Annotated in this window: 26 protein-coding genes and 10 pseudogenes; 2 read left to right on the top strand and 34 right to left on the bottom strand. The window is 44.7% G+C overall.

The features are described from left to right. The 23 genes and pseudogenes from IPJ02_14725 to IPJ02_14615 form a co-directional block, all read right to left on the bottom strand. On the bottom strand, positions 1-189 hold a 189-nt coding region (locus IPJ02_14725; protein ID MBK7376746.1), incomplete at its 3' end, for a sugar transferase. A gap of 30 nt (positions 190-219) precedes the next feature. Beyond that, positions 220-279 carry a sugar transferase gene (locus IPJ02_14720; protein MBK7376745.1) on the bottom strand — a complete coding sequence of 20 codons (60 nt, stop codon included), beginning with the start codon at positions 277-279 and terminating at the stop codon, positions 220-222. A 41-nt stretch (positions 280-320) separates the two neighbouring features. Continuing rightward, positions 321-578, bottom strand: a complete 258-nt coding sequence (locus IPJ02_14715; GenBank protein ID MBK7376744.1) for a sugar transferase — start codon at positions 576-578, stop codon at positions 321-323. A gap of 264 nt (positions 579-842) precedes the next feature. Further along, positions 843-1,631 (bottom strand): DegT/DnrJ/EryC1/StrS family aminotransferase, encoded by a 789-nt coding sequence (locus tag IPJ02_14710; GenBank protein MBK7376743.1) that lies wholly within the window; start codon positions 1,629-1,631, stop codon positions 843-845. Continuing rightward, entirely contained in the window at positions 1,601-1,822 is a 222-nt protein-coding gene (locus IPJ02_14705; GenBank protein MBK7376742.1) for a DegT/DnrJ/EryC1/StrS family aminotransferase, read from the bottom strand. Before IPJ02_14705 ends, IPJ02_14710 begins: the two co-directional genes overlap by 31 nt. A 114-nt stretch (positions 1,823-1,936) precedes the next feature. Then, complete coding sequence (locus IPJ02_14700) at positions 1,937-2,344, bottom strand: sensor histidine kinase (GenBank protein MBK7376741.1); 408 nt, start codon at positions 2,342-2,344, stop codon at positions 1,937-1,939. A 156-nt stretch (positions 2,345-2,500) separates the two neighbouring features. Continuing rightward, complete coding sequence (locus tag IPJ02_14695) at positions 2,501-2,653, bottom strand: hypothetical protein (GenBank protein ID MBK7376740.1); 153 nt, start codon at positions 2,651-2,653, stop codon at positions 2,501-2,503. Between the two features lie 43 nt (positions 2,654-2,696). Then, positions 2,697-2,906: a hypothetical protein gene (locus IPJ02_14690; GenBank protein MBK7376739.1), complete on the bottom strand. Its 210-nt coding sequence runs from the start codon at positions 2,904-2,906 to the stop codon at positions 2,697-2,699. Between the two features lie 465 nt (positions 2,907-3,371). Next, the gene (locus IPJ02_14685; GenBank protein ID MBK7376738.1) at positions 3,372-3,572 is read right to left on the bottom strand and encodes a hypothetical protein; all 201 of its coding nucleotides are present in this window, start codon (positions 3,570-3,572) and stop codon (positions 3,372-3,374) included. A gap of 1 nt (position 3,573) precedes the next feature. Beyond that, positions 3,574-4,603, bottom strand: a pseudogene (locus IPJ02_14680) (sensor protein KdpD). A gap of 84 nt (positions 4,604-4,687) precedes the next feature. Next, a pseudogene (locus tag IPJ02_14675) lies at positions 4,688-5,709 on the bottom strand (porin). 22 nt (positions 5,710-5,731) lie between these two features. Next, positions 5,732-6,252, bottom strand: a pseudogene (locus IPJ02_14670) (potassium-transporting ATPase subunit C). 55 nt (positions 6,253-6,307) lie between these two features. After that, positions 6,308-8,356: pseudogene (gene kdpB, locus IPJ02_14665) on the bottom strand (potassium-transporting ATPase subunit KdpB). 37 nt (positions 8,357-8,393) lie between these two features. Beyond that, a pseudogene (kdpA, locus tag IPJ02_14660) lies at positions 8,394-9,989 on the bottom strand (potassium-transporting ATPase subunit A). 18 nt (positions 9,990-10,007) lie between these two features. After that, a complete protein-coding gene (gene kdpF, locus IPJ02_14655) occupies positions 10,008-10,085 on the bottom strand; it encodes a K(+)-transporting ATPase subunit F (protein MBK7376737.1) in 78 nt (25 codons plus the stop codon). Positions 10,086-10,800: 715 nt separating this feature from the next. Further along, positions 10,801-12,131 (bottom strand): annotated as a pseudogene (locus IPJ02_14650) (sigma-54-dependent Fis family transcriptional regulator). A 13-nt stretch (positions 12,132-12,144) separates the two neighbouring features. Next, entirely contained in the window at positions 12,145-12,414 is a 270-nt protein-coding gene (locus IPJ02_14645; GenBank protein MBK7376736.1) for a hypothetical protein, read from the bottom strand. 40 nt (positions 12,415-12,454) lie between these two features. Beyond that, entirely contained in the window at positions 12,455-12,730 is a 276-nt protein-coding gene (locus IPJ02_14640; protein MBK7376735.1) for a hypothetical protein, read from the bottom strand. Positions 12,731-13,085: 355 nt separating this feature from the next. Further along, a complete protein-coding gene (locus tag IPJ02_14635) occupies positions 13,086-13,283 on the bottom strand; it encodes a hypothetical protein (protein ID MBK7376734.1) in 198 nt (65 codons plus the stop codon). Between the two features lie 51 nt (positions 13,284-13,334). After that, a pseudogene (locus IPJ02_14630) lies at positions 13,335-14,305 on the bottom strand (NAD(P)-dependent oxidoreductase). Positions 14,306-14,457: 152 nt separating this feature from the next. Continuing rightward, positions 14,458-14,901 (bottom strand): acetyltransferase, encoded by a 444-nt coding sequence (locus tag IPJ02_14625; GenBank protein ID MBK7376733.1) that lies wholly within the window; start codon positions 14,899-14,901, stop codon positions 14,458-14,460. 176 nt (positions 14,902-15,077) lie between these two features. Next, the gene (locus tag IPJ02_14620; protein MBK7376732.1) at positions 15,078-15,677 is read right to left on the bottom strand and encodes a glycosyltransferase; all 600 of its coding nucleotides are present in this window, start codon (positions 15,675-15,677) and stop codon (positions 15,078-15,080) included. A gap of 230 nt (positions 15,678-15,907) precedes the next feature. After that, positions 15,908-16,243, bottom strand: a complete 336-nt coding sequence (locus tag IPJ02_14615; protein ID MBK7376731.1) for a glycosyltransferase — start codon at positions 16,241-16,243, stop codon at positions 15,908-15,910. Positions 16,244-16,924: 681 nt separating this feature from the next. On the opposite strand from IPJ02_14615, the gene IPJ02_14610 reads away from it, so the two are divergent. After that, positions 16,925-17,215: a hypothetical protein gene (locus IPJ02_14610; protein MBK7376730.1), complete on the top strand. Its 291-nt coding sequence runs from the start codon at positions 16,925-16,927 to the stop codon at positions 17,213-17,215. A gap of 86 nt (positions 17,216-17,301) precedes the next feature. On the opposite strand, the gene IPJ02_14605 is transcribed toward IPJ02_14610, so the two are convergent. The 10 genes and pseudogenes from IPJ02_14605 to IPJ02_14560 all read right to left on the bottom strand — a co-directional run bounded on the left by IPJ02_14605 (position 17,302) and on the right by IPJ02_14560 (position 23,650). Beyond that, the gene (locus tag IPJ02_14605; protein MBK7376729.1) at positions 17,302-17,643 is read right to left on the bottom strand and encodes a hypothetical protein; all 342 of its coding nucleotides are present in this window, start codon (positions 17,641-17,643) and stop codon (positions 17,302-17,304) included. A gap of 75 nt (positions 17,644-17,718) precedes the next feature. Next, the gene (locus tag IPJ02_14600) at positions 17,719-18,159 is read right to left on the bottom strand and encodes a hypothetical protein (protein MBK7376728.1); all 441 of its coding nucleotides are present in this window, start codon (positions 18,157-18,159) and stop codon (positions 17,719-17,721) included. Positions 18,160-18,389: 230 nt separating this feature from the next. Continuing rightward, a pseudogene (gene glf, locus IPJ02_14595) lies at positions 18,390-19,516 on the bottom strand (UDP-galactopyranose mutase). A gap of 1,239 nt (positions 19,517-20,755) precedes the next feature. After that, positions 20,756-21,250 (bottom strand): glycosyltransferase family 4 protein, encoded by a 495-nt coding sequence (locus IPJ02_14590; GenBank protein ID MBK7376727.1) that lies wholly within the window; start codon positions 21,248-21,250, stop codon positions 20,756-20,758. 204 nt (positions 21,251-21,454) lie between these two features. Next, positions 21,455-21,808 (bottom strand): hypothetical protein, encoded by a 354-nt coding sequence (locus IPJ02_14585; GenBank protein ID MBK7376726.1) that lies wholly within the window; start codon positions 21,806-21,808, stop codon positions 21,455-21,457. 108 nt (positions 21,809-21,916) lie between these two features. Further along, positions 21,917-22,109 (bottom strand): annotated as a pseudogene (locus IPJ02_14580) (FkbM family methyltransferase). 10 nt (positions 22,110-22,119) lie between these two features. Next, positions 22,120-22,290: a hypothetical protein gene (locus IPJ02_14575; GenBank protein MBK7376725.1), complete on the bottom strand. Its 171-nt coding sequence runs from the start codon at positions 22,288-22,290 to the stop codon at positions 22,120-22,122. 22 nt (positions 22,291-22,312) lie between these two features. After that, positions 22,313-22,567, bottom strand: coding sequence for a hypothetical protein (locus IPJ02_14570; protein MBK7376724.1), 255 nt, complete (start codon positions 22,565-22,567; stop codon positions 22,313-22,315). A 189-nt stretch (positions 22,568-22,756) separates the two neighbouring features. Next, entirely contained in the window at positions 22,757-22,942 is a 186-nt protein-coding gene (locus IPJ02_14565) for a hypothetical protein (protein MBK7376723.1), read from the bottom strand. Between the two features lie 33 nt (positions 22,943-22,975). Then, entirely contained in the window at positions 22,976-23,650 is a 675-nt protein-coding gene (locus IPJ02_14560; protein ID MBK7376722.1) for a hypothetical protein, read from the bottom strand. Between the two features lie 4 nt (positions 23,651-23,654). Between IPJ02_14560 and IPJ02_14555 the strand changes: the two genes are divergently transcribed. After that, a complete protein-coding gene (locus tag IPJ02_14555; GenBank protein ID MBK7376721.1) occupies positions 23,655-23,828 on the top strand; it encodes a hypothetical protein in 174 nt (57 codons plus the stop codon). A gap of 183 nt (positions 23,829-24,011) precedes the next feature. Here IPJ02_14555 and IPJ02_14550 read toward each other — a convergent pair. Next, positions 24,012-24,336, bottom strand: a pseudogene (locus IPJ02_14550) (hypothetical protein). Between the last annotated feature and the right edge of the window lie 1,313 nt (positions 24,337-25,649).

The following is a 25,649-nucleotide window of genomic DNA, read 5'->3' as shown; positions in this document are numbered from 1 at the left end:
GATCATGAAGTCGGTGTACAATGACGCATTGGCCTGGTACCAGAGTTCCAATGCCCCTTTATATGGGTAAATGGCTGCATACATCGCTTTGGGATCTGCTGCTTCGGATACAATCTTTTCCTCATCCCTGAAAATGAGTGAGCCGATACCCGTCATGCCCGGCTTAAGGTGGTAGATCCGTTTCTGCACCTCTTCGGGATGGAGCTAAAACTACTTCCATCAACGGCCCGGACCTACAATGCTCATATCCCCTGTAAATACATTTATGATCTGTGGCAGTTCATTTACTTAAGTCATGCGTAACAGCTTCCCAAAAGGAGTTACCCGGGGATCAAGTTGCGCAACGTGATCTCCTCCGTCCCGATATTCGGACTGTTCTTTACGGTGGCAAACTTCCAGATATTGAAAAGACGGTTCTTATAGCCAACCCTTTCTGAAAATAAAAACCTCGTAGCCACCGGTAAGCGTAATATAATGATGGATGGAATTAGAATGGGGGAAAGAAGAATGAGAGCAATGGTTGCGATAAGAATATCTATTATGCGCTTAATGAAGTTGTACATACTTTTATTGATCATGCTGATTCGGGATTCAGGATGCAAGATGCAGGATTCGGGATAAAGGATTCAGGATAGACACTTCATCTTGTATCCGGCATCTGGTATCCTGTATCCTGTATCTTGCATCCGCATCCAGCATCCGTTTAAACACTTTTATCTTATCACAAACAGCTTTCAGTTGTTCGTCCGTAATATTTGTTGGAACAGGGAAGACTTAAATAACGCTGGTAAACATAATCCGACCGGTTGTCTTGTTATAAAAAATATTGTCTTTGAACATCCTCAACTGTCTATCATCGGTACCCAAAAAGGGCGGCTCTGCATCTTATGATCGTTCAGATCTTCGTACCGCTTTTGGCTGTCCGTCGCGATGGTCGGCAGCCAGCAATTGGGGTTTACATCCTTATTTACCTGCTGGAATTTTATATCCCCACTCCTGCCAGTTCCTTTAAAAAACCCATCACTTCGTGTTTGCGCTTTATAAAGCCGGGCAATAATTCCATTTGTGCCACGCCCATAGCAGCTGCCATTCACCAGGCGGTAATTATAACCGATCTCATCATGTACATATTCAAACGGGTCACTCTTGGCCTGCGTGGTTAAATGCTTGGCTTTTTTTGCCAATACTTCATCATTGGTAACGATCATGCCGCCGCCGCCGGTGGTGATTATCTTATTCCCATTGTAGCTGAATGTGCCCATCAGGCCAAAACTGCCTGCATGTTTACCTTTATAATAAGAACCCAATGCCTCGGTACTGTCTTCCACCAATGTCAGGTTATGCTGTTTGGCCAATGCCATCAGCCTGTCCATATCGCACATGTTGCCCAGCACATGCACGGGCATAATGACGGGAATTCTGCGGCCATCTTTTTTGTAATGACATACCCCGTTGCGTTGTTCTGTCTGGGTTGACAGGAATTCTTCCAGCAGGTCCAGGTCCATTTGCCAGGAACCGGGATCGGTATCTACCAGGATCGGGTTGGCACCGGTGTATTTAATGGAATTGCAGGTGGCGATGAAGGTAATATTGGGAGTGATCACATAATCCTTTTCATTAACCCCCAGCATAATGAGGCATATGTGCAGGCGGTTGTACCGCTGCTGGTGGCAACAGCATATTTGGTGCCGGCGAATTCAGCGCTCATTTTCTCAAACTGGTCCACATAAGCGCCCACGCTGCTTACCCAGCCGGTATCCAGACAATCCTTACACATTTCCATTCGTTTGCCGGCCATGTTCGGGCCACTGAGTAAAAGCATAGTCTTTGGGTTTTGTGATAAACGGACCCCGGGCTGGTTTATTATTGCTGTGCAAACCTATTAAAAAATGCTCCGGCCTAAAGACCAGATCAACTAATCTATGGCAAATGATTTTCAAGCGGCACTGTTCAACAACAAAGAGAACCGGCTTCCAGCGCCGATTTCACTTTTCACCCGGATACTTCCGCCCGGTGCTTCAATAAACTCTTTTGAAATGGCAAGTCCAAGCCCCGTTCCTGTCCGCTCCTGTGTACCCGGCACCTTAAAATACCGGTCAAACAGTTTAGGCTGGTATTTCTCATCAATTCCCTTCCCGTGATCCTGTACAGCAAACCTGATTTTGTTTTCATTCAGGTTCACCATTAATTCTATAGAAGATGATTCCGGCGAGTACTTGATCGCGTTGGTCAGCAGATTTATTAAAACCCAGGAGGTTTTTTTCCACATCTGCATATACCGGTGGCAGCTTATCCTGTGCCAGGATATGAATGGCGATCTTTTTTGCTGTGCTTTGAACTGCACGGTTTACAGCCTGCTGCACAATTTCAACCGATCTGCGGGTTGTAATTTCAGTTGTATGCCGGTTTCTCCACCTGGCTCATATTCAACAACTCACTGGTGATTTTCAGCAGGCGTCCGAATCCATCGGAGATACTTTGATAAGTTCTGCCTGTTTCTTCATTTAGATTTCCACCCGGTTATCATTACAGCTGTGCACCCATTTTTTATGGAAGAGATCGGGGTTTTCAGTTCATGTGAAACGGTGGCAATGAAATTTGTCTTTGCTTCATTCAGTTCATGAAAGGGAGTGATATTCCTCAGCACGATCACCTGGCCTATGACTTCATCGTTGTTCTTTACATTCAGTACATCCTTACTGAAATAGCTCTCCTTTTCGTCGGCATATATTTTCAGTTCCTTTTTTACTGTTCTCCTGCAGGGTGCGCATCAGGTCGTTGCTCACCGCTACATCCGCCGAATACCGGCCTTGTACATCGGCCTGTTTAACACCCAGCAACCGTTCGGCCACCGCATTTAAAAAAGTATATGCTTCTTTTGTCAAGCCCGATGATCCGTCTTTCATCTGGTTGATGATGGTTTCGATCCGGCTTTTTTCAAAGCGTGCTGGGCCAGGCTGCTTCGTTCATATTGATCCAGTTTTCGGCCATGCTGTTGAAAGCATTGGCCAATGGACCAAATCATCCTTTTGGTTAAGGTATATCCGTTTGCTGTAATTTTTACCGGCGACTCCACGATACCGTCTGTCAGTTTTGTGATGGGATCTGATATGACTGCCGGAAAATTATAAATGAAGGTAATGGTGATCAGGAAGAGAACAGAAAAGATAACGGTGAGCCAGAGTTTTGCGTCAGCGGCGTTCCTCTGCACTACGCTGTTCTTGTCGACGCCTTTCTTATCTGCAGGTAAGTGAAGAATCCATGGACGAAGCAAGCAATTCCGCAAAATGGGTACGTACCTGGCTGGTGGCTTCAAATTCGCTGGCTCGGTTATATTCGCTTCCTGTTTTTTTAAATTATCCTCAAATATTTTAATGGCTGCGGACCGTGCCGGAATGTCTTCCAGCGCCCTGATTATTATTGCTGTATACCAGTGATTCGTGATTATTCTTCAGCACTTTTTCTGCATCATTGCTCAGCCGGTTGATATAAAATATACCCAGGATACCGAATATCAGTATTACCACAAACAGGAACGACAGACCAAGCGATAATTTTGTTTTCAGTTTCATGCTACGATAAAATTACGATGTCCCATGGCGGTAACAGTTTGTTCAGCAATTGATTGAATACGGTGGTGTTCATGATCACATTGAACAGGTTCAGGTGCGGTTTGCCGATGCAGATGGTGGTGATCTCTTTTTGGGTAGTTGCTTCAAAAATCCCTTTGGCAATATTGCTGCTTTTTATTCTTATTATTTCTGCACCAAGTTCTGTTGCCAGTTTAAAGTTATTGATCAGGTGCCTTGCGCCGCCAGGCCTATTTTATCTCCTTCCTCCTTCGGTGTTTGCACGTACAAAGGTACCACTTGCTGTTATAATAGGAGGCCAGCCGGGCCGTTTTTCCGGATGACCTTTAGCTATCTCATGATTGCTGCTGATGCAGGCCAGGAAACGTTCCGCCTTCAGGTGTGCGCTGGGGGAGTTCTGTTTCAATTTTCCGTTCCACCTGTGAGGCCACTTCCTTAATGCCAGTTCCCTAACTGGAAGTATCTTTTCGCTCTGAAGAAATTCTGTAAGGCCGTTCAATCTTATCGGCCGTATAAATTTTCCCTCTCTTAATCTTGTTACCAGTTCATCGGCAGTAAGGTCAATGTTCACCACTTCATCGGCCTGTTGCAGTACAATATCCGGAATGCGTTCTGCAACATCAATGCCTGTTATTTCTTTTACGTCCTGGTACAGACTTTCAATATGCTGGATATTTACAGCACTTATTACATTGATGCCTGCATCTAAAATATCCATCACATCCTGCCAGCGCTTTTCGTTCTTGCTGCCTTCAATATTGGTATGGCCAGTTCATCCACGATCACCACTTCGGGATGCAGGTTCATCACTGCCTGCACATCAAACTCCTCCAGTTCCTTTCCTTGTAAAATAATTTCCGCCGGGGATCGTGGGCAGGCCTTCCAGCAAGCAAAGCATGAGTTTCTTTTCTGCCGTGCGTTTCAATATACCCGACCTTGACATCAATGCCATTCCGCAGCAGGGTTTGCGCTTCCTGCAACATGCGGTAGGTTTTGCCTACGCCTGCACTCATGCCGATGTATATTTTGAACTTCCCTTTCGGCTTTTACGGATGAGACTTAAAATGTTCGGCATTATTATCCTGTTCAGGCATAATTTAAAAACTTACTGCAACCGATGAGGTAATAAAGGTATTACTATTTGATGCGGGTGCATTGGCTTTACTGAAAACGGCATCACGGCTGTTCAATGCCCTGAATTCCACCCTGATCACCGCATTACTTACCGGGGCATATTCTAAATTAACAGAAAAACCGGCTGTCTGGAAACCATTGGGTGTACCGCTTGCAATGATCACTCCATACTTATCATAGTAATATTCACCTCTTGCTGCGATGGCCCATTTTGAATGGGGGGCATATCTCAAAATAAGAACCGGCGAATACCAGGTATTCATAGCAGCACTTCTCTTTGTTTTTTGCTCCGAGCCGATATCAAAACCGGCTGTGATACCAACCTTACCGGTTACATTGAAAATACAGTACAGGTTATGAAAATAACGCATCTGCCGGGCACTGTCAGGTTTATCTGTTCCTATGAAAGTGCTGTAATTCAAAAGCATTGCAGCATTGGGTTTGTACTGCACCTGTGTGCCAATGCTCATCAGCGAATTGCCGTCCACCCTTTTAATCCGTTGCCATCCGTTAAATAGGGGGAATTGTCGGCAAGCATGCTCCGGGTAAGCACCCAGCAGTCCTTGGACACGGCGCTTTCAAAACCAATATGTGAAGCAAAAATCCCGGCATCAATCCAGAAGTTTTTCTTTTTAGAGATCTTTACTCCAGCATTGGCTTCAAAAATATTCTTAAACACGCCAGTTTCTGCAGCATAGTTTGCATTCATGTAAGTCCTGCTGCCAGGGCAAGGTTTGCCCTTACCCGTTCTCCGTTGTAGCTGCCTTTTAAGAATCCGAGGTTCAGGTTAAATTCATTGTGCCGGTTGTGGCTGTAAATAAAACCCGGCCGGTTGTTATCTGCCGGTTTGTTAAAGTCGTATTGATAGAATACCTCTACATATCCGCTGAATAATAACGGATTAGAGAAGAAGACTGTTTGTTGAATCCTGGGCAGTTAAATTTGTTGTGGAGATAAGCAATATACCTGCTAATATTTTTTTCATCCTGAGCATTTTTTTTCTGTTGCTATTTTAATTTATCTAATGCTATATTTAATTTTAACACATTCACTTTTGCCGGACCCATAAAACCAAGCAACGGCTTTTCAGTCTGTTTGTCTATCAGGCTGATGATCGTTGCTTCATCCAATTTACGTACTGCTGCAATGCGCTTTACCTGCACGGCACCGGCGGGCGAAATATCCGGATCAAGGCCGCTGCCGGAGGCAGTTACCAGTTCGGCTGGTATCTCTTCTTTTTTTATTCCTGGATTGTGTACCAGGAACGAATCTATCCTGTCCTGCACCTGTTTTAAATAATCGGGATTAGCCGGTCCTTTGTTGGAACCTGCAGAACCAGCCGCATTGTAATCAACTGCAGATGGCCTTCCCAGAAATATTTATCCTCGGTGAACTTCTGGCCGATATTGGCATAGCCAACCACTTTACCATTTACGGTTACCGTTTCTCCTTTGCTCCGCCCTTGCTGAATTTGGCAACCCCTGCAATGAACAGGGGATATAAAACAGGAACACAGCACAATAAACACGAGTGTGAGTTTTACGGATGGCCAAACATATTTTTCATTGTTGTAATTTTCAGTTTTAAATAAATAATGCCACGGCAAGGTCAATGAGTTTTATACCGATGAAAGGAACGATCACACCACCCAGCCCGTAGATCAGCAGGTTCCTTCTTAATAAAGCGCTTGCACCAATAGGCCGGTAAGCAACCCCTTTCAAGGCCAGCGGTATCAGCAACGGGATAATAATGGCATTGAAAATCACTGCAGAAAGAATGGCACTTTCCGGGCTGTGCAACCGCATGATATTGAGCGTTTGCAATGCCGGTATAGATGCAATGAACAATGCCGGTACGATCGCAAAATACTTTGCTACGTCATTTGCAATGGAGAACGTAGTAAGCGTTCCCCTTGTCATCAACAATTGTTTGCCGATTTCCACTATTTCAATCAGTTTGGTGGGATCATTATCCAGGTCAACCATATTACCGGCTTCTTTGGCGGCGGCCGTTCCGCTGTTCATGGCCACACCCACATCAGCCTGTGCCAGGGCCGGCGCATCATTGGTACCATCGCCCATCATGGCAACCAGTTTGCCGCTTTGCTGCTCACGGCGGATGTAGTTCATTTTATCTTCCGGCTTTGCTTCTGCAATAAAATCATCCACACCGGCTTTTTCCGCAATGAACTTTGCCGTAAGCGGGTTATCGCCTGTTACCATCACCGTTTTCACGCCCATCTTGCGCAGGCGTGCAAAACGCTCCTGTATACCGGGTTTAATGATATCCTGCAGTTCAATAACTCCTAGCACTTTGTCATTTTGGCTTACCACCAGCGGTGTTCCGCCATTAGAAGAAATGATTTTTACTCGTTCGTCTGTTTCAACCGGGAAAGTATTCCCGGCCCTTGTTACGCCATTCCTGATCGCATCAAATGCACCTTTGCGGATCTTTATGCCCTGCCATATCAATGCCACTGCTTCTTGTTTCGGCAGGAAACTGAACAAACTTCACTTTATCGTTTTGGCACCGGTTTTTTGATTCCTTTTCTCCGCCAGTTCAATGATTGATTTTCCTTCCGGCGTATCATCCGCCATTGACGCCAGTAGACAAGCTTCGAAATAACTTTTCATCCACATCTTTGGCGGATAAAAATGGGTTGCTTTCCGGTTACCAATCGTTATGGTTCCGGTTTTATCCAGTAACAAGGTATCCAGGTCGCCGGCAGTTTCAACTGCCTTACCGCTTTTGGTAATAACATTTGCACGTAATGCCCTGTCCATACCGGCAATACCAATGGCACTTAACAAGCCGCCAATGGTTGTGGGGATCAAACACACATACAGGGAAACAAAAGCGGCAATGGTTATGGGTGTGTTGGCATAATCGGCAAATGGTTTTAATGTTACCACCACGATCAGGAAGATGATGGTGAAGCTTGCCAGCAAAATGGTCAACGCAATTTCATTGGGTGTTTTTTGCCGGGAAGCCCCTTCCACCAGGGCGATCATCTTATCCAGGAAACTTTCACCCGGTTCAGTGGTAACCCTTACTTTGATCTTATCACTCAATACTTTTGTTCCGCCGGTAACAGAAGATTTATCGCCCCCGCTTTCCCGGATCACAGGGGCAGATTCGCCGGTGATGGCCGATTCATCAATGGTTGCAATACCCTCTACAATCTCTCCATCCATGGGTATCGTATCACCTGCTTCACAAACAAAGAGATCATCCTTTTTAAGTTGAGATGATGGAACAATTTTCAACTCGTTCACATACATATCACCAACAATAAATATTTTTTTGGCCAGTGTATCTTCTCTTGTCTTACGCAGACTGTCGGCCTGGGCCTTGCCCCTTGCTTCGGCGATGGCTTCGGCAAAATTGGCAAACAGCACCGTGATCAGTAAAATAGCGGTGATGATAAGGTTGTATGCCAGCGATCCCTGGGAGGTTTCGCCCGCAGCGATCCAGATACAAACGCCCATCATGATGATGGTTCCGATGTATACGGTGAACATTACCGGGTTCTTCAGCATAACACCCGGTTTTAGTTTTACAAATGATTGCTTCAGTGCACCGGTTACCAGTGAACTTTCAAACAACCTGTTATTTTTTTTATGCTTTGACATTGTATTCTTTTTTACTGCTGTCTTTTAGTTTTTTCATTTATCCATGCATCATACCCAGGTATTCCGCGATGGGGCCCAGCACCAATGGGGGGAAATAAGACAATGCAGTTATAATGATTATAATTGCAAAGGTCAATATGGCAAAAGTGCCTGAATCCACTTTTAAGGTACCGGCAGATTCGGGTATGTATTTTTTCTTTGCCAATAATTGCAGACGTGTATTCATAAAACATTTCTGAAAAGCCATGATTACCCGGGTTGTTCAACCAGGCCGCAGGTTTTACCGCCCAGTCTGCATTTCCGTGCTGTACAAAATAATAGGCAGCCAATGCTGTACCCCCCTTGATCAAAAAAGCAGACAATAGTGTAACCAATGCTGCGATCTTAACCTCTCTTGCCTCCACTTTATGCCCCATGAATTCGGGTGTTCGTCCAACCATCAACCCACCGATAAACACTGCAATGATGATATAGATAAAATAATTCAGGATACCTACACCGCATCCACCATAAAATGCATTGATCAGCATTCCCAGCATCTGCATCATACCAGATAATGGCATTGAACTGTCGTGCATGCTGTTAACAGAACCGGTGGAAATGATCGTTGTAACGATACTCCAGTAACCGGAAGCGGCCGGGCCAAATCTTACCTCTTTTCCTTCCATGGCTCCTGTAGGCTGCATCACGCCCATTTTTGCGATCTCAGGGTTGCCATTCATTTCCCAATTAATTGTGGGAACGATCAGGAAAAGCATCCCAACTGTCATAATTGCAAAGATCAAATAGGCGAATTTTTTTCCGCTTGATATAAAAGCCCAATGCAAAAAGCATGGCAATCGGAATAAGAACCTGTGCGATCAGTTCCAGCATACCTGTGAAGTAATTTGGATTTTCAAGCGGGTGAGCCGAGTTGGCGCCAAACCAGCCGCCTCCATTTGTTCCCAGGTGTTTGATGGCGATCATCCCTGCAGCCGGACCCCTGGATACCTGTACCGTATCGCCTTGCAAAGTGGTGATGGTATCTTTTCCATCATAGCTTGCAGGGGATCCGCTGAAAGCAAGTAGTATAGCCAGCACAATACAAAGCGGTAATAATATCCTGGTAATGGATTTAGTAAAAATGCTCCAGAAATTACCCAGGTTATCGGTTGTTTTGTGCTTTAATCCATTAAACAGCGCAACAGCTCCTGCTATACCGGTAGCCGCACTTACAAACTGTAAAAAGTGATCACAAATAATTGGGTCAGGTATGTAAGCCCTGTCTCCCCGGAATAGTGCTGCAGGTTACAGTTCACCAGGAAGCTGATGGCCGTATTAAAACTCAGGTCGGGTGTCATATTGGGGTTACCATCCGGGTTTAACGGAAGGTACGCCTGGTTAAGCAACAGGAAGAAAGCATAGAAAAGCCAGAGCATGTTGATCGAAAGCATGGCTTTTAAGAATTCTTTCCAGTTCATTCCTTTATTGGGATCGATGCCCCCGATGCGGTATATGAGCCGCTCCAGCGGATTCATGAAATCGGTCAATGTTCTTTCTCCTGCAAATACTTTGGCTATGTATTTACCTAATGGGTAAGCCAACAGTACGGTAAGCAAAAAGTAACTATTACACCTGTTAACTCTGTATTCATCGCCTGTGCTTTAAAGGGTTAAAATTTTTCTGGCTTTATCAACACATAAACCAGGTAGATAAAAACCAGTATCGCTATTATAAAAAGTGTGATGATCATGTCACTTAAATTTTTTCGAAGAAGTCAATTGATTTAAAAAAAACAACAAAGCAAACAAGCATTGCCAGGATAAGCATAAGGGCGATCAGCATATATTTTATTTTAAATGGTTAAAAAATGTTTCAACAGTCCCAGCTTCATAATAACCAGGTAAACCAGGGCAAATGCCCGCAGCCACAGCATGATTATCTTAATTATGTCTCTTATAGTATTGCCCTTTTTCATGGCGAAACACCTAAAGTTAATTTCCTGAAATCACCGTTTCGATGACATCAGTCAATTGCTTTTGAAACCCCGGTCAGTTTTGGGACATCACAATTCCTGTTATCCTGCCGGAAAAGGCACTATTGTTTAGAGAAAACAGGTAAGCAGTTTGCTGTAACCAGTTCGTACTTCAGGTTTATCTTTTTTGTTTTGGTTTTAAGTTTTTATTTACCCGGTAAATAATTGCCAGGCAAAGTGGCAATATATAAATAGCCATTAACAGTAATAATCTCGTTGAGGTATCCATTTTCTGCGGTTTATTTTAACAATTTATTTCTCCATAAACACCAGGGTGATTATCAACACACGCATGATAACCAAAATCTGCTCCTAATTGTATTAATTTGGCTAATTAGTTTTAAATGAGCGACTTGCAGAAATATGCGGGGGATGGGAGAATTGAAAAACCCTTTCAAAATGAAAGGGTTGGTATAGCATTTTGAGAGGGTTACCCTATTTTGTATTCATCCAGTTTGCGGTAAAGGGTGGCAATGCTTATTTCGAGTAAACGGGCGGCTTCCGCTTTATTTCCCTTTGTATAATTAAGCACTTTCAATATCTGCAGTTTTTCCATGCTGGCCATGGAACAAGCGGATAATGCATTCCCGGGGGGAAGCACCGCATGCTGTATATCAGAAGGCAGCAGCGCTGCCGTAAGTATTTCCCCATCAGATAAAATAACACTGCGCTCAATGATATTTTTTAGTTCCCGGATGTTTCCCGGCCATCTATATTGTTCCAGTTTCTGTAAGAAGCCTGTGTCCATTTTTAAAGCAGGTTTATCTGTTTTGGCAGCGTATTGCTGAACAAAATATTTCGCAAGTACTTCAATATCTTTACCCCTCTCCCTTAAGGCCGGTAATTTAATCTGAATACATTTAACCGGTAATAGAGATCAGAACGGAAACGATTTTCCTCACTTTCCTTCTGCAGGTCTTTATTGGTTGCGGCGATCAGCCTGAAGTCGGACCGTACGGTTTGGTATCGCCTAATTTTATATATTCCCCGGTTTCCAGAACCCGTAATAACTTTGCCTGAAGTTCCAAAGGCATTTCCCGATCTCGTCCAAAAATAAGGTGCCTCCATTCGCTTCTTCAATCAACCCTTTCTGGTCTTTTACAGCCCCGGTAAATGCTCCCTGCCTGTGACCAAATAATTCACTTTCCAGAATATCCTTACTGAAAGTGCTGCAGTTAAGTGCTACAAAATCTTTATTTTTCCTTTTGCCGGCCTGGTGAACAGCCTGAGCAAATACTTCTTTCCCGGTGCCTGTTTCGCCGAGTAATAAAACAGGCATATCGGTAAGCGCCACTTTCTTCGCTTTATCAACAGCGTCTTTATGGACGCTGAATCACCAAGAATAGCATTGAACGTATAACGATTTCTACCTGCTGCTCCAGTTGTTCAACACGCTTCGCAGATCCACTTTTCCATGGCCCTGTTCAGCAATGGGATTACTCTTATCATTATCATCACCTTTGGTGATATAATCAAAAGCCCCGTTCTTCATGGCCTGCACCCCATCAGCAATATTGCCAGGCAGTAAGTAAAATGATCTCCGTATGGGGATACTTAGGCTTAAGTTCCTTTACAAAATCAACGCCATTCCCATCGGGGAGTTTTACATCACAGAGAACTATATCAATGGGTTCTTTTCCAATAACCTGGATCCTGCTTTTAAAGTGCCGGCTTCAGTTACAGTATAACCTCCAGTTTAATGATACGGCTTAGTAAGTTGCGCAGTTTTTCTTCATCATCTATGATCAATATCCTTTTCAACCCTTTATTACTATTATGCTCCAAATGTAGATAAAATATAAGCAACCCTGTCTGCAGGAAGGTTTTCTATTTCCGCAGTTTCTTCAGATAGGCAATAGAAGGCTTTTCCGTTAACAGATACAGGGGGATCGTGACCAGTACCGCAACACATACGCCTGTATAATAAGGTATCCTGCTGTAATAAACCAACTGGCTGGTGTACAAAGTGATCAGCGAATAAGTAAACAGTAGTACCGGCAAATGATTCAGGTAGCAGGCTGTAGCTGATGTCGCCCAGTTTCATCAGCAGGGTATTTTACCTTTTAACAAAATAGAGTATATAATCAAAAATGAAAAAGGAAAACAGCAAGGTAACCGACATCGGAGAACTTTTCCGAGATCATCCGGTTGGTGAGATTCACCAAAACAAAAAAGCCTGCAAGGATAACCTGGTAGAGTATCTTGTTTTTAATGACCGGGGTTCCGGAAAAGTTATTAAAGTAGTCGTAAAGGATCAGGCCTGCCACAAAGAAAGCCTGGTAATAAAAGACCGTCCACCCGGTCAATGCAAACAAAATGACCAGCCCGGCCGCCACGAACCAGTTTGCATACCTGCCCAACTTGCTGTATACCGGAAAAGCAGGTAGAAGATCAGTTCATGACCCAGTGACCAGTAAGCATAATTGAATCCTGCATACTCACCATTTTCAATGAAAAAGACCGTTTTGATCACCTGGGCCGGGGAAAGTCCGTTATAGGCATCACTGAGCCTGCTGTTGTACTGCCTGAAGCTGCTTGTGTAAATATCCGGGTTTATATAATTTACACAAATGACAAGTGTGAGTATGGACAAGACCAATGAGAACAAAATGGCCAGTATATCCTTATCAGGCGTATCTTATAGAAATCTCCCATTTATAATGATGGCTGGAAAAAGAATGCCGGATGACAAAGGCAGATAAGATAAAAAAACGATCACACACTCTTACTGCAGGAGCTGAGCATATCTGCTGAGAACAAGATATAATCCCGGATGCTGTGCAGGCCGACCTCTTTGCTGTAAACCGTTCCGCCAACCCAGAAAACGAATTTTGAATGAAAAAAAACCACCAGCAAGGCTGCCAACCCCCGGGCAATATGCAAATACCTGATGTTGGCTAAGCCTGTTTTCATTTTTGATCAAAAAACCAGCCGTTGCAGCGGGAGATCTGCTGCAGGCCCGGTTTATATATTGCGGAATTTTTGTGAAAACGAATCCGTAACAATGCCTGTTTTCAACAGGGTGTAAATTTCCTTCACGCCATCCGGAACTTTCTTGGTTATGGTAAAGCCCAGTTCATTCTTTATCTTATCAAAGTTCACCCGGTAATCCCGCGGGTCCTCACTGCTGTCAACATAGATCACTTTTACATTGGGCACCACTTTGCAGACCTCCTGTATCACCATCCCTTTATTGTAATTCTCTTCGGTGCTGGCCCACATTAAATACATTGGCCCTTACTTTTCTTCCGGGCTTTCCAGCACCAGTACCACCGACCTGGCCAGGTCATCCACATGGCAGTAAGGGCGCCAGAACTGTTGGCCCCATATTTCCTGTTCGCCATGAACGGCGGCATTACGGGTGAATTCATTCACCGTCAGGTCAAACCGTATCCGGGGAGAGAATCCGTATACGGTGCTGAACCGCAAAGCGGTGCTGCACATCCTGCTGTCCTTTCTTTCCTCCAGTAAATATTTTTCAAACTTTACTTTCAGCTCTGCATATAAGGAAACCGGGTTTAATGCCGATGTTTCGGTAACAAAGGAATCCGGGTCGGGCATTTTGCCATAATTGCTGCAGGTGCTGGCAAAAACAAAACGTTTTACACCGGCGGCTTCCGCCTTATTGAATAAGAGTACAGCGCCGTCCCAGTTGGTCTCATTGGCCTCTTCACTGAATTTTTACAGGCAGGGTCGCCCACGATGGCAGCGAGGTGTGCAATGGCGTCAATTCCTTTCAGTGCATTGTCCACATCATCCGCATTGCGTACATCCCCTTTCATGAATTCAAAATCAGGGTGCAGCATTACATCATAGAGTGCATCGCCGCCAAACTTCAGGGAATCAAAAACCCTTACCTGGTAACCTTTGCTTAATAACTGGCGAACCAATACGGAGCCGATATACCCGGCGCCCCCGGTAACTAATACTTTCATAATGTCAGATTTTTTTGCGTTGCAAAGATAAGGGGTTTGGATACAGGATGCCAGATACCGGATGCCGGATACCGGATGCTCCCAACAAATTACAGTGAGTGACCAGTATCCAGTATCCAGTATCTAGTATCTAGTATCCGTTTGTATCCCGTTCATTTCGCCGGAACGCCTACCACGGTGGCTCCATCCGCCACATCTTTCACTACCACGGCGCCGGCACCGATCATGGCATTTTTACCAACGGTGATGCCTTGCTTTATGACTGAATTGGCCCCTACAAATGTTCCGTTGCCAACCTGTACATTGCCGCACAATACAGCCCCCGGGCCGATGTGGGCAAATTCACCCACTACACATTCGTGTTCAATGATGCATCCTGTATTACAAATAACTCCCGGGCCGATCTTTGCCAGGGGATTAATGCTGGCATGTGCAGCGATCATCACGCCATGCAATGCAATGCTGGCGGAGCTGTCAATAACGGCTGAGGAATGAATTGCGTTTACCGGTAGCAGGTGCTGTTGTGCCAGCTGGTCGTATATCCTGTTGCGTATGGCATTATCACCGACCGCAATAAAAAACCGGCCTGCTTCAATGCCTGCAGTGCGGTTTCAGAAGTTTCTGCACCCTGGTAGGAAAGACCGAACGGATTGAATGCCTTTTCTTCCGTATCACAATAGCCGGTAACTTTTTTCCCGGCAGATGCCAGGATGCCGTGAACAACAAATGCATGCCCGGAATACCGATCAGTATCATACTCCTTATTAATTATCTAATTTACCAAGGTTTTGTAAGCTGCAAGTATATTTTGCCAGATATTTTCCTGCCGGTAATTTTCCTTTATCTCTTGCTGCAGCTTTTCTGCCATACTTTTCAGGTGCTGCGGGTGCAGGATGGCATACTGCAGCATCTTCAGCAGCTGCTGTTCATTGCCGCTACCGAATATCAACCCGGTCTCATTGTTGGTTATGATATCAATGTTGCCGGTTATATGGCTGCAGATGACCGGTAACCCCATGGCACCTGCCTGCAGCAGCACATTGGGAAAACCTTCCCGGTGTGAAGGAAAAACAAAATAATGGGCCAGGTACATATAGTATTCAACATGATCGGTCCAGGGGATGTGTATGATGCCGCTGTTCTTTTCAATTTCCTGCATGGTCTTTCCAGGCAGCGGGTCAAGAGTTGGCTCGTAACCGCCAACCAGTACCAGTTTTAAAGCGGGGTCCGTTCTTTGCAATTGCACAAATACATTTACCAGTTCAACAATTCCTTTGTCAGCCACGAGCCTTCCGATACAAAGCAGGTATTTATTTTGCGTTGTGTATTGAACCTGTTCCTTAACGGCGTTGATGATCTTTTCATCCAGTATCTCCTGTTAAAGCGGTTACTGTTTATCCCATTGGTTGAACCCTTACCGATGATGTGCAGCTTTGCGGGATTACAAAGTTTCTTTTCAGGATGTATTCTTTTAATGAATTGCTGTTTGGCCAAACCTGGCTGGCGGAAATGCAGGTCAGTTTTTCAATGAATTTGAGCAACTGGTATTTGATCCCTTTCTCTACCATCAGGGGCAGCCCTGCAACCGTATGTATCCTTACTTTAACACCTGTACCCGTGCAGCCAGCATCCCAAGCAAGCCTGCTTTGGGGTATGGGTATGTACAATATCCGGTTTCTCTTTCCGGAATATCCGTATCAGTTGGAACAGGCATTGCAGGTCACGGAAAGCTGTTATCTGCCGGGTCATGGGTACGATCATATGCCTGCATTGCTCCTGCCGGATCACTTCGGGGAGTTCCTTTCCATCCGCACTTATCATAAGCACATCAAAGCCGTTTTGAGACATAAAGTGCATTTGCCCGGGAAGTAAATAGCGCAATGCCATGGGCACGGTGGTTATGCGGACCAGTTTTTTATTGTACGCTTTTTCGGGCAATGGTTTGTTTTAATGAATAATGGATATTCCTGCACTCAAAAATAACTTCATAATATTGAAAGACAAATTGATTTTTTAAGATAAATTTGAAGGGGCTTACGGATAAATGAATTCTGTGCAATAAATAAAGTCCATCCTTTAAAAATTTTACAGCCATTAATGGGATTTGCCGAATTCATATTATACCCGGTTTATGTTGCACTCTTTTACTTTTTTTTCCGTACACGCCGTTCCAATTACGATGACCCGGTCCTGCAGCATTATCACAATCAGGGTTTCTGGATCAAGGCCCTTGCTGTGTTGCCATTCACCTTATTTAATTCAATTCTTTCCCTTAGGATTCATTCATACTTTATTATACCGAAGGAGCGAATATCTATAACCTGATACTGAAAGATGCTCACACATCAAATGGCTATACCTTCCCGGGCCGGAGTATGACCAGACCTTACTTAGAAATCCGCTGAACCTGGGTTATTTCCGGGCAGAGAATAATTACATGGTTGCCCGTGTGGTTGCCATCGTGTCATTTTTCAGTTTTGGAAAATACCTCATCACCAACCTCTTTTTCTCCATGATCGCTTTTTCGGGGGTGTGGAGGCTGTATCGCTTTTTTTACGAGCAATACCCGCACCTGCACCCTATGTGCCGTTCTTTATACTGTACCTTATCTTAAAAAATGTGAACCTGGTAAAGAACCGTTTTTTCAAATGGTCACTGGGATTGGTGCTGATCGCAGGAAGCGTGGTGGCAGGGCAGCGTGTAATGAACAGCTTCAAGGAAGAGCTGGGCACCTATGCTGCGGAGGGGATCACTGAACAGATCGGTAAACAGCGAAGCAGCTACCGTGACCCGGCGGCACCGGGAGGCGGTGATTCCAACTTTTTGTGGGAGCCACTACACCCAACTTCGGTTCCCTTGTACGCTACAAGATCCCCTGTATGCCTTTTTACATTATCGCCCTTTTCCTGATACAGGACAGGACCCGTAAAATAAAAGCAGCCCCGCAGATGACGGAGCTGCGTGATTTCAGAGGGGCTATTTAACAAGAAAATAACCTATGCATTGGCGGCCCTGCGGCCACGTATTGTTGCAATAGGTGTGAATATGGCCGACCAGGTATTCTTCAGGTATCCGTTGATCGAACCTGTAAGGGTAAAGTTCTCGTCGGTCTTTAATTTCGACAGGATGGTCGGGGGCGTTGCTTCAAAATTATTGTTGAAGGCATCGGTGACCGGCCACATGATGAAACTTAATTTTTTCAGTTTGTCTGTCTTCTGGTACAACATTACCACACCGGTAAAGGCCACAATAAAACAGTAGTAATTCAGCAAGGCAACGGCTTTATTATTGAACTTGGCCTGGTGAATGTGAAAACGGTTGCGTATGTAGTAGTACATCTTCCAGCCGGTGCTGTAGTCCCAGTCGTTCTTCAGTGAAAAACGCGGTAGCCGGGTGGTAGTGAATGCTGTTGGCTACGGTACGAACGGGTATTTCGTTGCTCCGTACAATGCGGTAGTAGTATTCTGTCTCATCGCCCCACAAAAATATTTTGGTTTGGGAACGCCTACTCTTTCCACGATGCGGCGGTGCAGCATGGTGCCGTTGAAAGGGTGCCCGATCCCATCAATGTATTTGCAATCAACTTCATCAAGGTTTTTGTATTGCTGCGTTTTCCACACAAATGATCTCTTGTCGGCTTTATCAATAACGGCGCAGTTAAGCAGGCGGAGGCAGCCGTCATCGGCCATCAACAGGTTTTCCAGCGCATCCTCTTTGGGGTAACCATCGTCATCCATGCACCAGATCCACGAATAATTATTTTCATAGCCCAGCTTATCCCGGTACTGAAACCGCCACTGGAACCCACATTTTTTTTGATTGATAAAGGTCAGGTCACCTTGTTTAGAGGCCATTCTTCGTGTCGTCGGTGCTTCCGTTGTTTACAACAAGGATCGCATCTAAAGGGCGGGATTGTTTCGAAGTGCAGCTATGCATTCAGTAAGCAGTGCTTTACGGTTGTATGTAACAACCACAGCTATTACCTTTTCCATAGGATGGCATTTTGGTTTTACTCAGAGATATTTGGACAATACTATAACGGGATGGGAATCCGCTTATTGCACAGACAGGTGAAAATTATTCATTATGCCTCCACATTGGGGAAAACAGGGGGTTTTTGGCCATTTTTGGCAGCTTCCAGCCATGATTTTGCAAAATCCAGGGCCTCGCCAATAACATGGTGCATATCCATGTAGCGGTAGGTGGCCAGGCGGCCGAGGAAAGATACCTTTTGGAGGGATCTGCATCGTGGCGGTATTGCAGGAGTAGTTTCTTGTCCTGTTCCAGTCTTTTGGGATAATAAGGAATATCGGCAGGTTCCGTTTCTTGCTGAATTCTTTGAAGTAGATGGTCTTATCGTGCTCTTCCCAGTTGGTGAAATGCTTGTGTTCGGTGATGCGTGTGTATGGTACATCCTCATCGCAGAAGTTCATTTGCGTGGTTCCCTGGAAATCGCCATCGGCATAATGCGTTTCAAAGGTCACCGTGCGGTAACCCAGCCGGCCATATTTAAGACCGAACCAGGCATCAATGGGCCCGGTATAAAAAACATGGTCGTACCCGCTGGTATCCATGGCCGGATCAAATCTTTATTCAGGGTTACGTGGATTGCAGGATGGTCGACCAGTTTTTCCATCAGTGCCGTATAGCCGTTTACCGGGATGCCGGTATACAGGTTGTTGTGGTAATTATCGTCATATTGAACCGTACCGGGATCCTTTTGAAAATGGATGCAGGAAGTTCTGTTGGTTCACAACCCCACTGCTTTTTTGTGTAGCCAAAAAAATGCATAATAAAGTTCTTTGCCGATGAAGCGCAATGCCTGCTCTTCAAAATTTTGCGGGTCGTTGATGGAACTGTCAGCCAGTGTTTCTAAAAAGCCCTGCTTCGCCGGGGTGAATGATCTTCCGAACAACTGGTTAATGGTATGCAGGTTCACCGGTAATGAATAAACCTTGCCGTTGCTCATCGCCTTCACCCGGTGTACATAGGGCCTGAACTCTCCAGGCTGTTCACAAAATCCCATATCTCTTTCCTGTCGGTATTAAAGATATGCGGACCGTACTGGTGAACCATGATGCCCGTTTGTTCATCCCGCTGGGTATGGCAGTTGCCGCCGATATGGTCCCGTTCATCCCATATATCAATACTGCAATCTGAATGTTGATCCAACTGATTGGCCAGTACGGTACCTGAAAAACCTGCCGTGATTAAATATTTTTACCCACTAGTAAATTGCAATAAATCATTGTCCTAGAATTTTTTACAAATGCCGATATATTTTTGTAGTTTTATCCAGTGAATAAAATTCCTTTTGCCCCTTCTTATATCTTCCGTTGAACTAATGTGGCCTGATCAATTTCAGTCTGCCGCTTTTCAAATTCTCTGCTCACTAAATTCTCGATCACGAACCATGCCAACTTTTTAACGATCTCTTTCACGTCTCCCACGCCGCTGTTGGTTATAGGGAATGCCCATTGCCATATCTCACCGTGTTTGGTAGACGATGACGACTGTTTGGATAACACGGCCTGATGAAAAACGAATAGTTACTCAGCGACAACAACTGGGCACCTGTTTCGCCTGCCAATTTTACATTACCTTGTCGCCCATCATTAACTCTTTTGCAGCCTCAATCCTATCTCTTCATGGCGATTGGTGACATAAGAAAATTTTGGTTCCGGTTCTTATCACGCATTCGCAAAAACTTAATCATTTCATTGACGGTACCAGCCACCGATGGAACCGGGTAGCTCATGATAAAATCATCTTCGCTGATACCCGATTCTTTTCATTTTCCCTTAATGCATTGTCGATATTTGTCCGGGTCAAAGAATCCAGGTCGCACTGCAGGACCTCACTTTCAGCGGAATATTATTCTTATGTCCGTTTCAAGTTTTTCTTCTTTGCCCTATAGGTAAGGCAAATATTATAGTCACTCTTTTCAACCTCTTCTCTTTCTTTCTTTTGAAAAAGTCACACACCATTTTGTACAAGGGTTGTTCACATTCCACATTTCGCCTTCAACCGTTCATCGGCATAAAGCTCCCGGATATCATTCAGGAATCTTACCCCATTCTTTTTTTATCCATAATCCCACCGGGGTACACCGGCCGGGTATGCACCATATCCATCTTACGGTTGCCGGTGAATCTTCTCGGCGCCTTGTTTCATTTTATGATATCGATAAGCGGGAGATCACCGGCGGTTTTTTGTATAAGGCAGCGGCACCCAGTTGATCCTGCTTTCTCCAGCAAGTTTGTCATTCCTCGGCTTGATGGACCTCGTATTTCTGCGAATCCTTAAAAGTAGTGAAGCGCGTATCCTTGCTTTGTCCTTCCAGGTGTGGATCACCTGCTTGAAAAGCGGATCGGTCATGCCGTCGTAAAGAGATAAATAAATATTTTTCCGTTCACTGCTCAGTTATCGTTTAATGTATCAGGAATAATTTTACGCAGGCCCTTCATGGTGATGCTCCAGCGTAAAATGATCAAGTACCCGTTGCTTTGCAGCCGCCGCCAGGTTATTTCGCAGGGCCTCCTCGGCTGCCAGCATTTTCAATTTGCTTATGAAATCATCCGTGTCTTTCAGGTCAAAATATACAGCTGTATCGGCGCATTGTTCCCGGAAGGAAGGAATATCACTTACCAGCATGGGCATTTGCATGGCCATGGCTTCCAATATACTCAGGGAAAACCCTTCAAATTCCGAAGGCATTACGTACAGGTCGTATTGCGATAATAACCTGCTGGCATTTTTAACCTCCCCTTTTAATATGACCCTTGCACCTGATTCATTCCGCATTTGTTCCAGTTCTTTCTGCAATGGCCCGGTTCCGTAAATATCCAGTTCAAAATTTTCCTGTTTTAACTGTGCAAAAGCCCGGATAAGGTATTGCTGGTTTTTAGGATAGCGCAAGGCACCGATGGAAACCAGCCTGAACAAAGCTTTATTCTCTTTACAGCCACTGAAGCAGGCTTTCCTGTTTCCTTTATGTCCACAAACGTGTACAGCAGATGTTCCTTGTACGGCTTGTGATTGAAGAAGTCGAAATATTGTTGCATCACCCCGGAAGAAACACCAATGATGGTACTCTTATGTTTCCTGTAACTCATTTTTCGAGCAGCCGCAAATATCACTTTCTTATATTCAGCGGAAGCAGAAACATTGGTATGAATTGTTGTGATCAGCGGAATATGCCCTAGTGGCAAACCTCGCCACCAGGGTAGCGGTGAACAGGTGGGAGTGCACCAGATCAACCTTATTTTGCCGGATAAATTTGTGCAGCCGCATTATTGCCAAGGGGAAATTTTGAAAGAGGACCCATTTGAGGCAATGGTATTCATCGCAGGTAAACTCATCGCCGAAGTGGTTTTGCGGATTGAGCGTGACCACTATGTTATGATATTCCTTCAATTCTTTCAAAACTTTTACCAGCATTACTTCTGCACCCCCGCGGCCCATATAGTCGATGATGTGCAGTATGGTTTTTTTATTGCTCATCCTGTTGCCTAAGCCGGTATAAGGTGAAGATCGATGAGATCGGTTTGCGAACAGAAATTTTCTTTGCTGATGGGTTTGTCATTATACAAAGCTGTAAATTAAGTTCCTTCACAAGATCATAAATAGCTTCCAGGCTGTCGCCCTTTGCTTTACCGGCTCGGGTGGATGGCCAGGATGGTTTGGTTTGAATCTTTTAAATGTTTCAACCGCTCCTTTCATGGCATCGTATTCAGCTCCTTCCACATCTATCTTTATAAAATCGAATTTTAGATAACTGCTGTTCTTTTACAAACGCATCAATGGTGGTTACGTCATTTCAATCCCGTGAAAGGCCTGTCTTCTTTATAATTCACCAGGCTGTTGGCATTGTCGGCCTGCCCGTCGGAAACAAAAAGTTGTTTTACCAACAGAGCCGCCCACGATTTCTGAAAAGTTTTAACAATGCCCGATGCATTATTTATCTCAACCGTTTTTTGCAGCAACTGGTTGGTTGATGGCGAAGGTTCAAAGCATAGACTTTGCCGGAAGGGCCAACGGCTCTGAAGCCTGGCGGCAAATAAGCCGATGTGTGCCCCGAAATCCAGTACCGTATCCCCTTTTTGCAGGAGGAAGGAAGAATTGAAAATTATCTCTTTCGTAATTGTCGGGGAAGAAACGGTAGAACCGGGTTGGCAGCCTTACATCACGCCCATTGATGGTACGTTTCATTCCTCTTCCCAAAGTAGCCAGGTTAAGCAGTTTGTATAAAAATTCTTTCATCAGGTAAATTGATTTAGGGTTGTGTTCTTTTAAAAATAAAGCCCATTTGCTTACGGGTAAAAAATAAAGTTATCATTAAAACAATAAAATAACTGCAAAAACAGATGGCTGCACCTATGGAACTCATGTTCTTTATAAAAAAATAGTTGCTGGTTAAACTGATACAGGCAAACGTTGCAGACAGCCAGATTATTTTACGCTTATGGCGGTAATACAAAAAAAAGAAAAAAACAGGTAAGCGATCGTCCAGAAGTAGTATCCAATGCAGATGAGCCAGTAGTAATTCAGCCCGGGGCTATATGCTTTATTCAGCATGAAGCGGTAAGCAAGGCACAAAGACAGCAGCAGCAGCAGTCCGGCTGTCATGATGCCCATGTATCCCCAAAAAGTTTCCGGATGGCGTTGTAGTCAATTTTCGACTCCGACAGCATTTGTATATCCGGGGAAGGATGTATTGAGCAATGCTGAACACAACGTGATGATGATGGACCCGAATATACAGGCAATGGAATAAACACCCACTTCGGCATTATGATCATGGGTGAACCGGAGAAAGAAAAACCATCGGAATAGTTCATACTGAAAACACTGAACTGCATGATGACAATGGGTACGCTGAAAGATGAGCTCCTCTTTGATGACCTTTTTCTTTATCTCCCCTGAACAAATAGTCCCGGCTGATAAAAAGTAAAAAGCATACACCGCAAACACCCCATAAGGATCCAGGATGCCGGTGATCCTTCCTTCCCAGGCCATCTTTAACCCGCTTATTAAAGCAATGGCCAGCCCTATTTCCAGGAACAACCTGCCCAATACTGCCTTCATAAAAAGATTCGGGTTCTCTTCATTGCGGATGAGGTTAATCACATGCTGGCTGATAAAAGAGAGAAATGTAACCACCGGTATCAGCCAGATGAACGACAGGGGAAAATTATATTTCGTTGTAAATACATCCCGGAGCAGGTAAAACACGGCAAGCGATAAAAGAGTGACTCCACAGGTAATAAAGCCCGGTGGTAAAAAAATCTCTGAAATCTTTTTGCCAAGTTTGAAATAATCGGTGCTGGTACTGTAAAACCCCATGGAGATGAAGGGCATTAAAAATGATGGCGATGCTGAACAGGCTTATCAGCCCGATATCACTTTTAGAAAGTACGTTGGTGAAATAAGGCAGCAGCAGGAAGGCCACCCCTTTTCCAAAAAAATTGGTAAAGGTGTAAATACCCAGCGACTTTACAGCCGGGCTTTTCCGGTATTTTAAAGTATCCTTTTTAATCATGGTATTGGACTAAATACCTGAAATCCCGGTATTAATTATTGTTCATCCATTTGTCGTACCACATCTGGAACATCAGTAAGAACCAGATCTTTTCAGCCCTTTCTTTCTTCCGTTATAAAAGGCTTTCCGTATCCGCTGCACTTCGTCATTATTAAATATCCTGCTTTATGATGAACGCCTCATCCAGGAGCGGTCAACAAATGGCTTCAGCTCGGTTTCCAGCCAGCCGGCATGGAATTCCAAATCCCATCTTGGGCCGGTCCATCATTGCTTTGGGAATGTACTTATGAACGATCTCCTTGATGATGAATTTTTTATTCCCTTTATTATATTTATAATCAACCGGAAGCCGTGCCGCCCATTCAATAACATGCTGGTCCAGGAAAGGTTCCCGTCCTTCCAAGCTCACACTCATGGTGGCCCGGTCTACTTTTTGAAGGATATCATCCAGCAGGTAAGTTTGGTAACCGTCCATCATGTAACTCAGCATCGAATACTAGCATCCAGCTCCTTCGCTGTCAAAGCAGAAGGCAGTACCTAACCGTACTTTGAAGCAGTTTGAACAGGCTGTTGACCGTACCCCTCGGTCATGTGCTGTGTTGAGTTCTTTAAAAGACTTTTCTCGGAAGGGTTTTTAAAAAGGTCTTCACTTTTTTCGTACCTGGCTGTGAAAGAGGTATTGCTTGTTCCAGTAGGGGGTATGGAACCGGCGGGAACCATATCCATGACCGCCGCAACCGACTTGCGCACATCCCCGGTATGTTCTGGAAGTTTCCTCGTACTTCAGTATGTAACTCATAGCGGTTGTAACTGGCAAAGATCTCATCCCGGCATCGGCCGATAATGCCACCGTTCACTTTCTCCTGTATATTTACTACCAGCGAAGTGGGTATAGCACTGTTGTCGGCAAAGGCTCATCATAAAAACGGCAATTGCGGAACGATCTCAATGGCCTTTATGGTTGCAGTAATATCCCGTATGGTCCGTTCCTAGGCGCAGCTATCTCTTTTGCATAAGGCGCCCATTTAATCCATCATCAGGTACCCCTATGGTGAATGTTTTTATTTTCTCGGTATGGTTTTTCTGGAGCAGGGCGGCAGTTACATAACCGTTGTCAAAACCCTACTTTAAAACACGCCTACCGGCACATCAAAGCTTACCATCCGGTATTCGAAAGCCTTGTCAGGACTTTTCCGTTTCCTCCATCGCCTAAAGGTATATCTGGCAACGGCTTACTGTGGGCATCGTATTCATTCCAGTAATTGCTGTGTCCGCATGTTTTAGGGGTAAGGTCCATTGTTAAAAAATGGCCCGGCTTCAGTTTGAATGTATGCTTATAGATGCAATGAGGCGTAGGTACATACCAGGCTTCAGGCTGAAGGCAGCGGCTGCATCTTTTATTGATCTCCAACAAAAGTGGTGCTTCAGCATGGCCTTCAACCCAGAAGCAACAAGAACAGGCCATCCTTGTAGTAAAAAGGGTTTAATTTCACCTGCCTCCGGTCCTGCAGGCAAACAACTGCTGTTGTTTTTCATCATAAATAACAAAGGCGAACATGCCGATGTGAATTTTTGCAGGGCGCTGCTGCCCCAGAGTCGTAGGCGTGCAAGATCACTTTATATCGCTGCGACTTGTGAAATTCGTGTCCTTTAGCTCCAGCTCCTTCTTTATTTCTCACCGTAATTGTATATCCTCGCCGTTGAACGTTATGTGCAGTGCGGCGGAAATACTCTGTGGCTGGCGGCCACTTGAAAGGTCGATGATGCTTGTAGGCGGCGGCGGCCCAGCCCGACCGTTGCAGC

Source organism: Chitinophagaceae bacterium (genome assembly GCA_016710165.1).
Lineage (GTDB): Bacteria > Bacteroidota > Bacteroidia > Chitinophagales > Chitinophagaceae > Ferruginibacter.
Note: the sequence above shows the minus strand (reverse complement) of the source record. Positions and strands in the feature narration are given on the sequence as shown.

Coding starts and splice junctions, on each gene's coding strand:
- IPJ02_14710 (MBK7376743.1), bottom strand. CDS start 1,631: ATGCTGGGGGTTAATGAAAAGGATTATGTGATCACTCCCAATATTACC.
- IPJ02_14565 (MBK7376723.1), bottom strand. CDS start 22,942: ATGGGCATCATGACAGCCGGACTGCTGCTGCTGCTGTCTTTGTGCCTT.
- IPJ02_14685 (MBK7376738.1), bottom strand. CDS start 3,572: ATGAAACTGAAAACAAAATTATCGCTTGGTCTGTCGTTCCTGTTTGTG.
- IPJ02_14585 (MBK7376726.1), bottom strand. CDS start 21,808: ATGAGCAATAAAAAAACCATACTGCACATCATCGACTATATGGGCCGC.
- IPJ02_14555 (MBK7376721.1), top strand. CDS start 23,655: ATGAAGGGCATTAAAAATGATGGCGATGCTGAACAGGCTTATCAGCCC.
- IPJ02_14605 (MBK7376729.1), bottom strand. CDS start 17,643: ATGTACTACTACATACGCAACCGTTTTCACATTCACCAGGCCAAGTTC.
- IPJ02_14600 (MBK7376728.1), bottom strand. CDS start 18,159: ATGGCCTCTAAACAAGGTGACCTGACCTTTATCAATCAAAAAAAATGT.
- IPJ02_14715 (MBK7376744.1), bottom strand. CDS start 578: ATGATCAATAAAAGTATGTACAACTTCATTAAGCGCATAATAGATATT.
- IPJ02_14570 (MBK7376724.1), bottom strand. CDS start 22,567: ATGAAAGAATTTTTATACAAACTGCTTAACCTGGCTACTTTGGGAAGA.
- IPJ02_14705 (MBK7376742.1), bottom strand. CDS start 1,822: ATGCTTTTACTCAGTGGCCCGAACATGGCCGGCAAACGAATGGAAATG.
- IPJ02_14560 (MBK7376722.1), bottom strand. CDS start 23,650: ATGGGGTTTTACAGTACCAGCACCGATTATTTCAAACTTGGCAAAAAG.
- IPJ02_14635 (MBK7376734.1), bottom strand. CDS start 13,283: ATGAAAACAGGCTTAGCCAACATCAGGTATTTGCATATTGCCCGGGGG.
- IPJ02_14690 (MBK7376739.1), bottom strand. CDS start 2,906: ATGAAAGACGGATCATCGGGCTTGACAAAAGAAGCATATACTTTTTTA.
- IPJ02_14645 (MBK7376736.1), bottom strand. CDS start 12,414: ATGAAACTGGGCGACATCAGCTACAGCCTGCTACCTGAATCATTTGCC.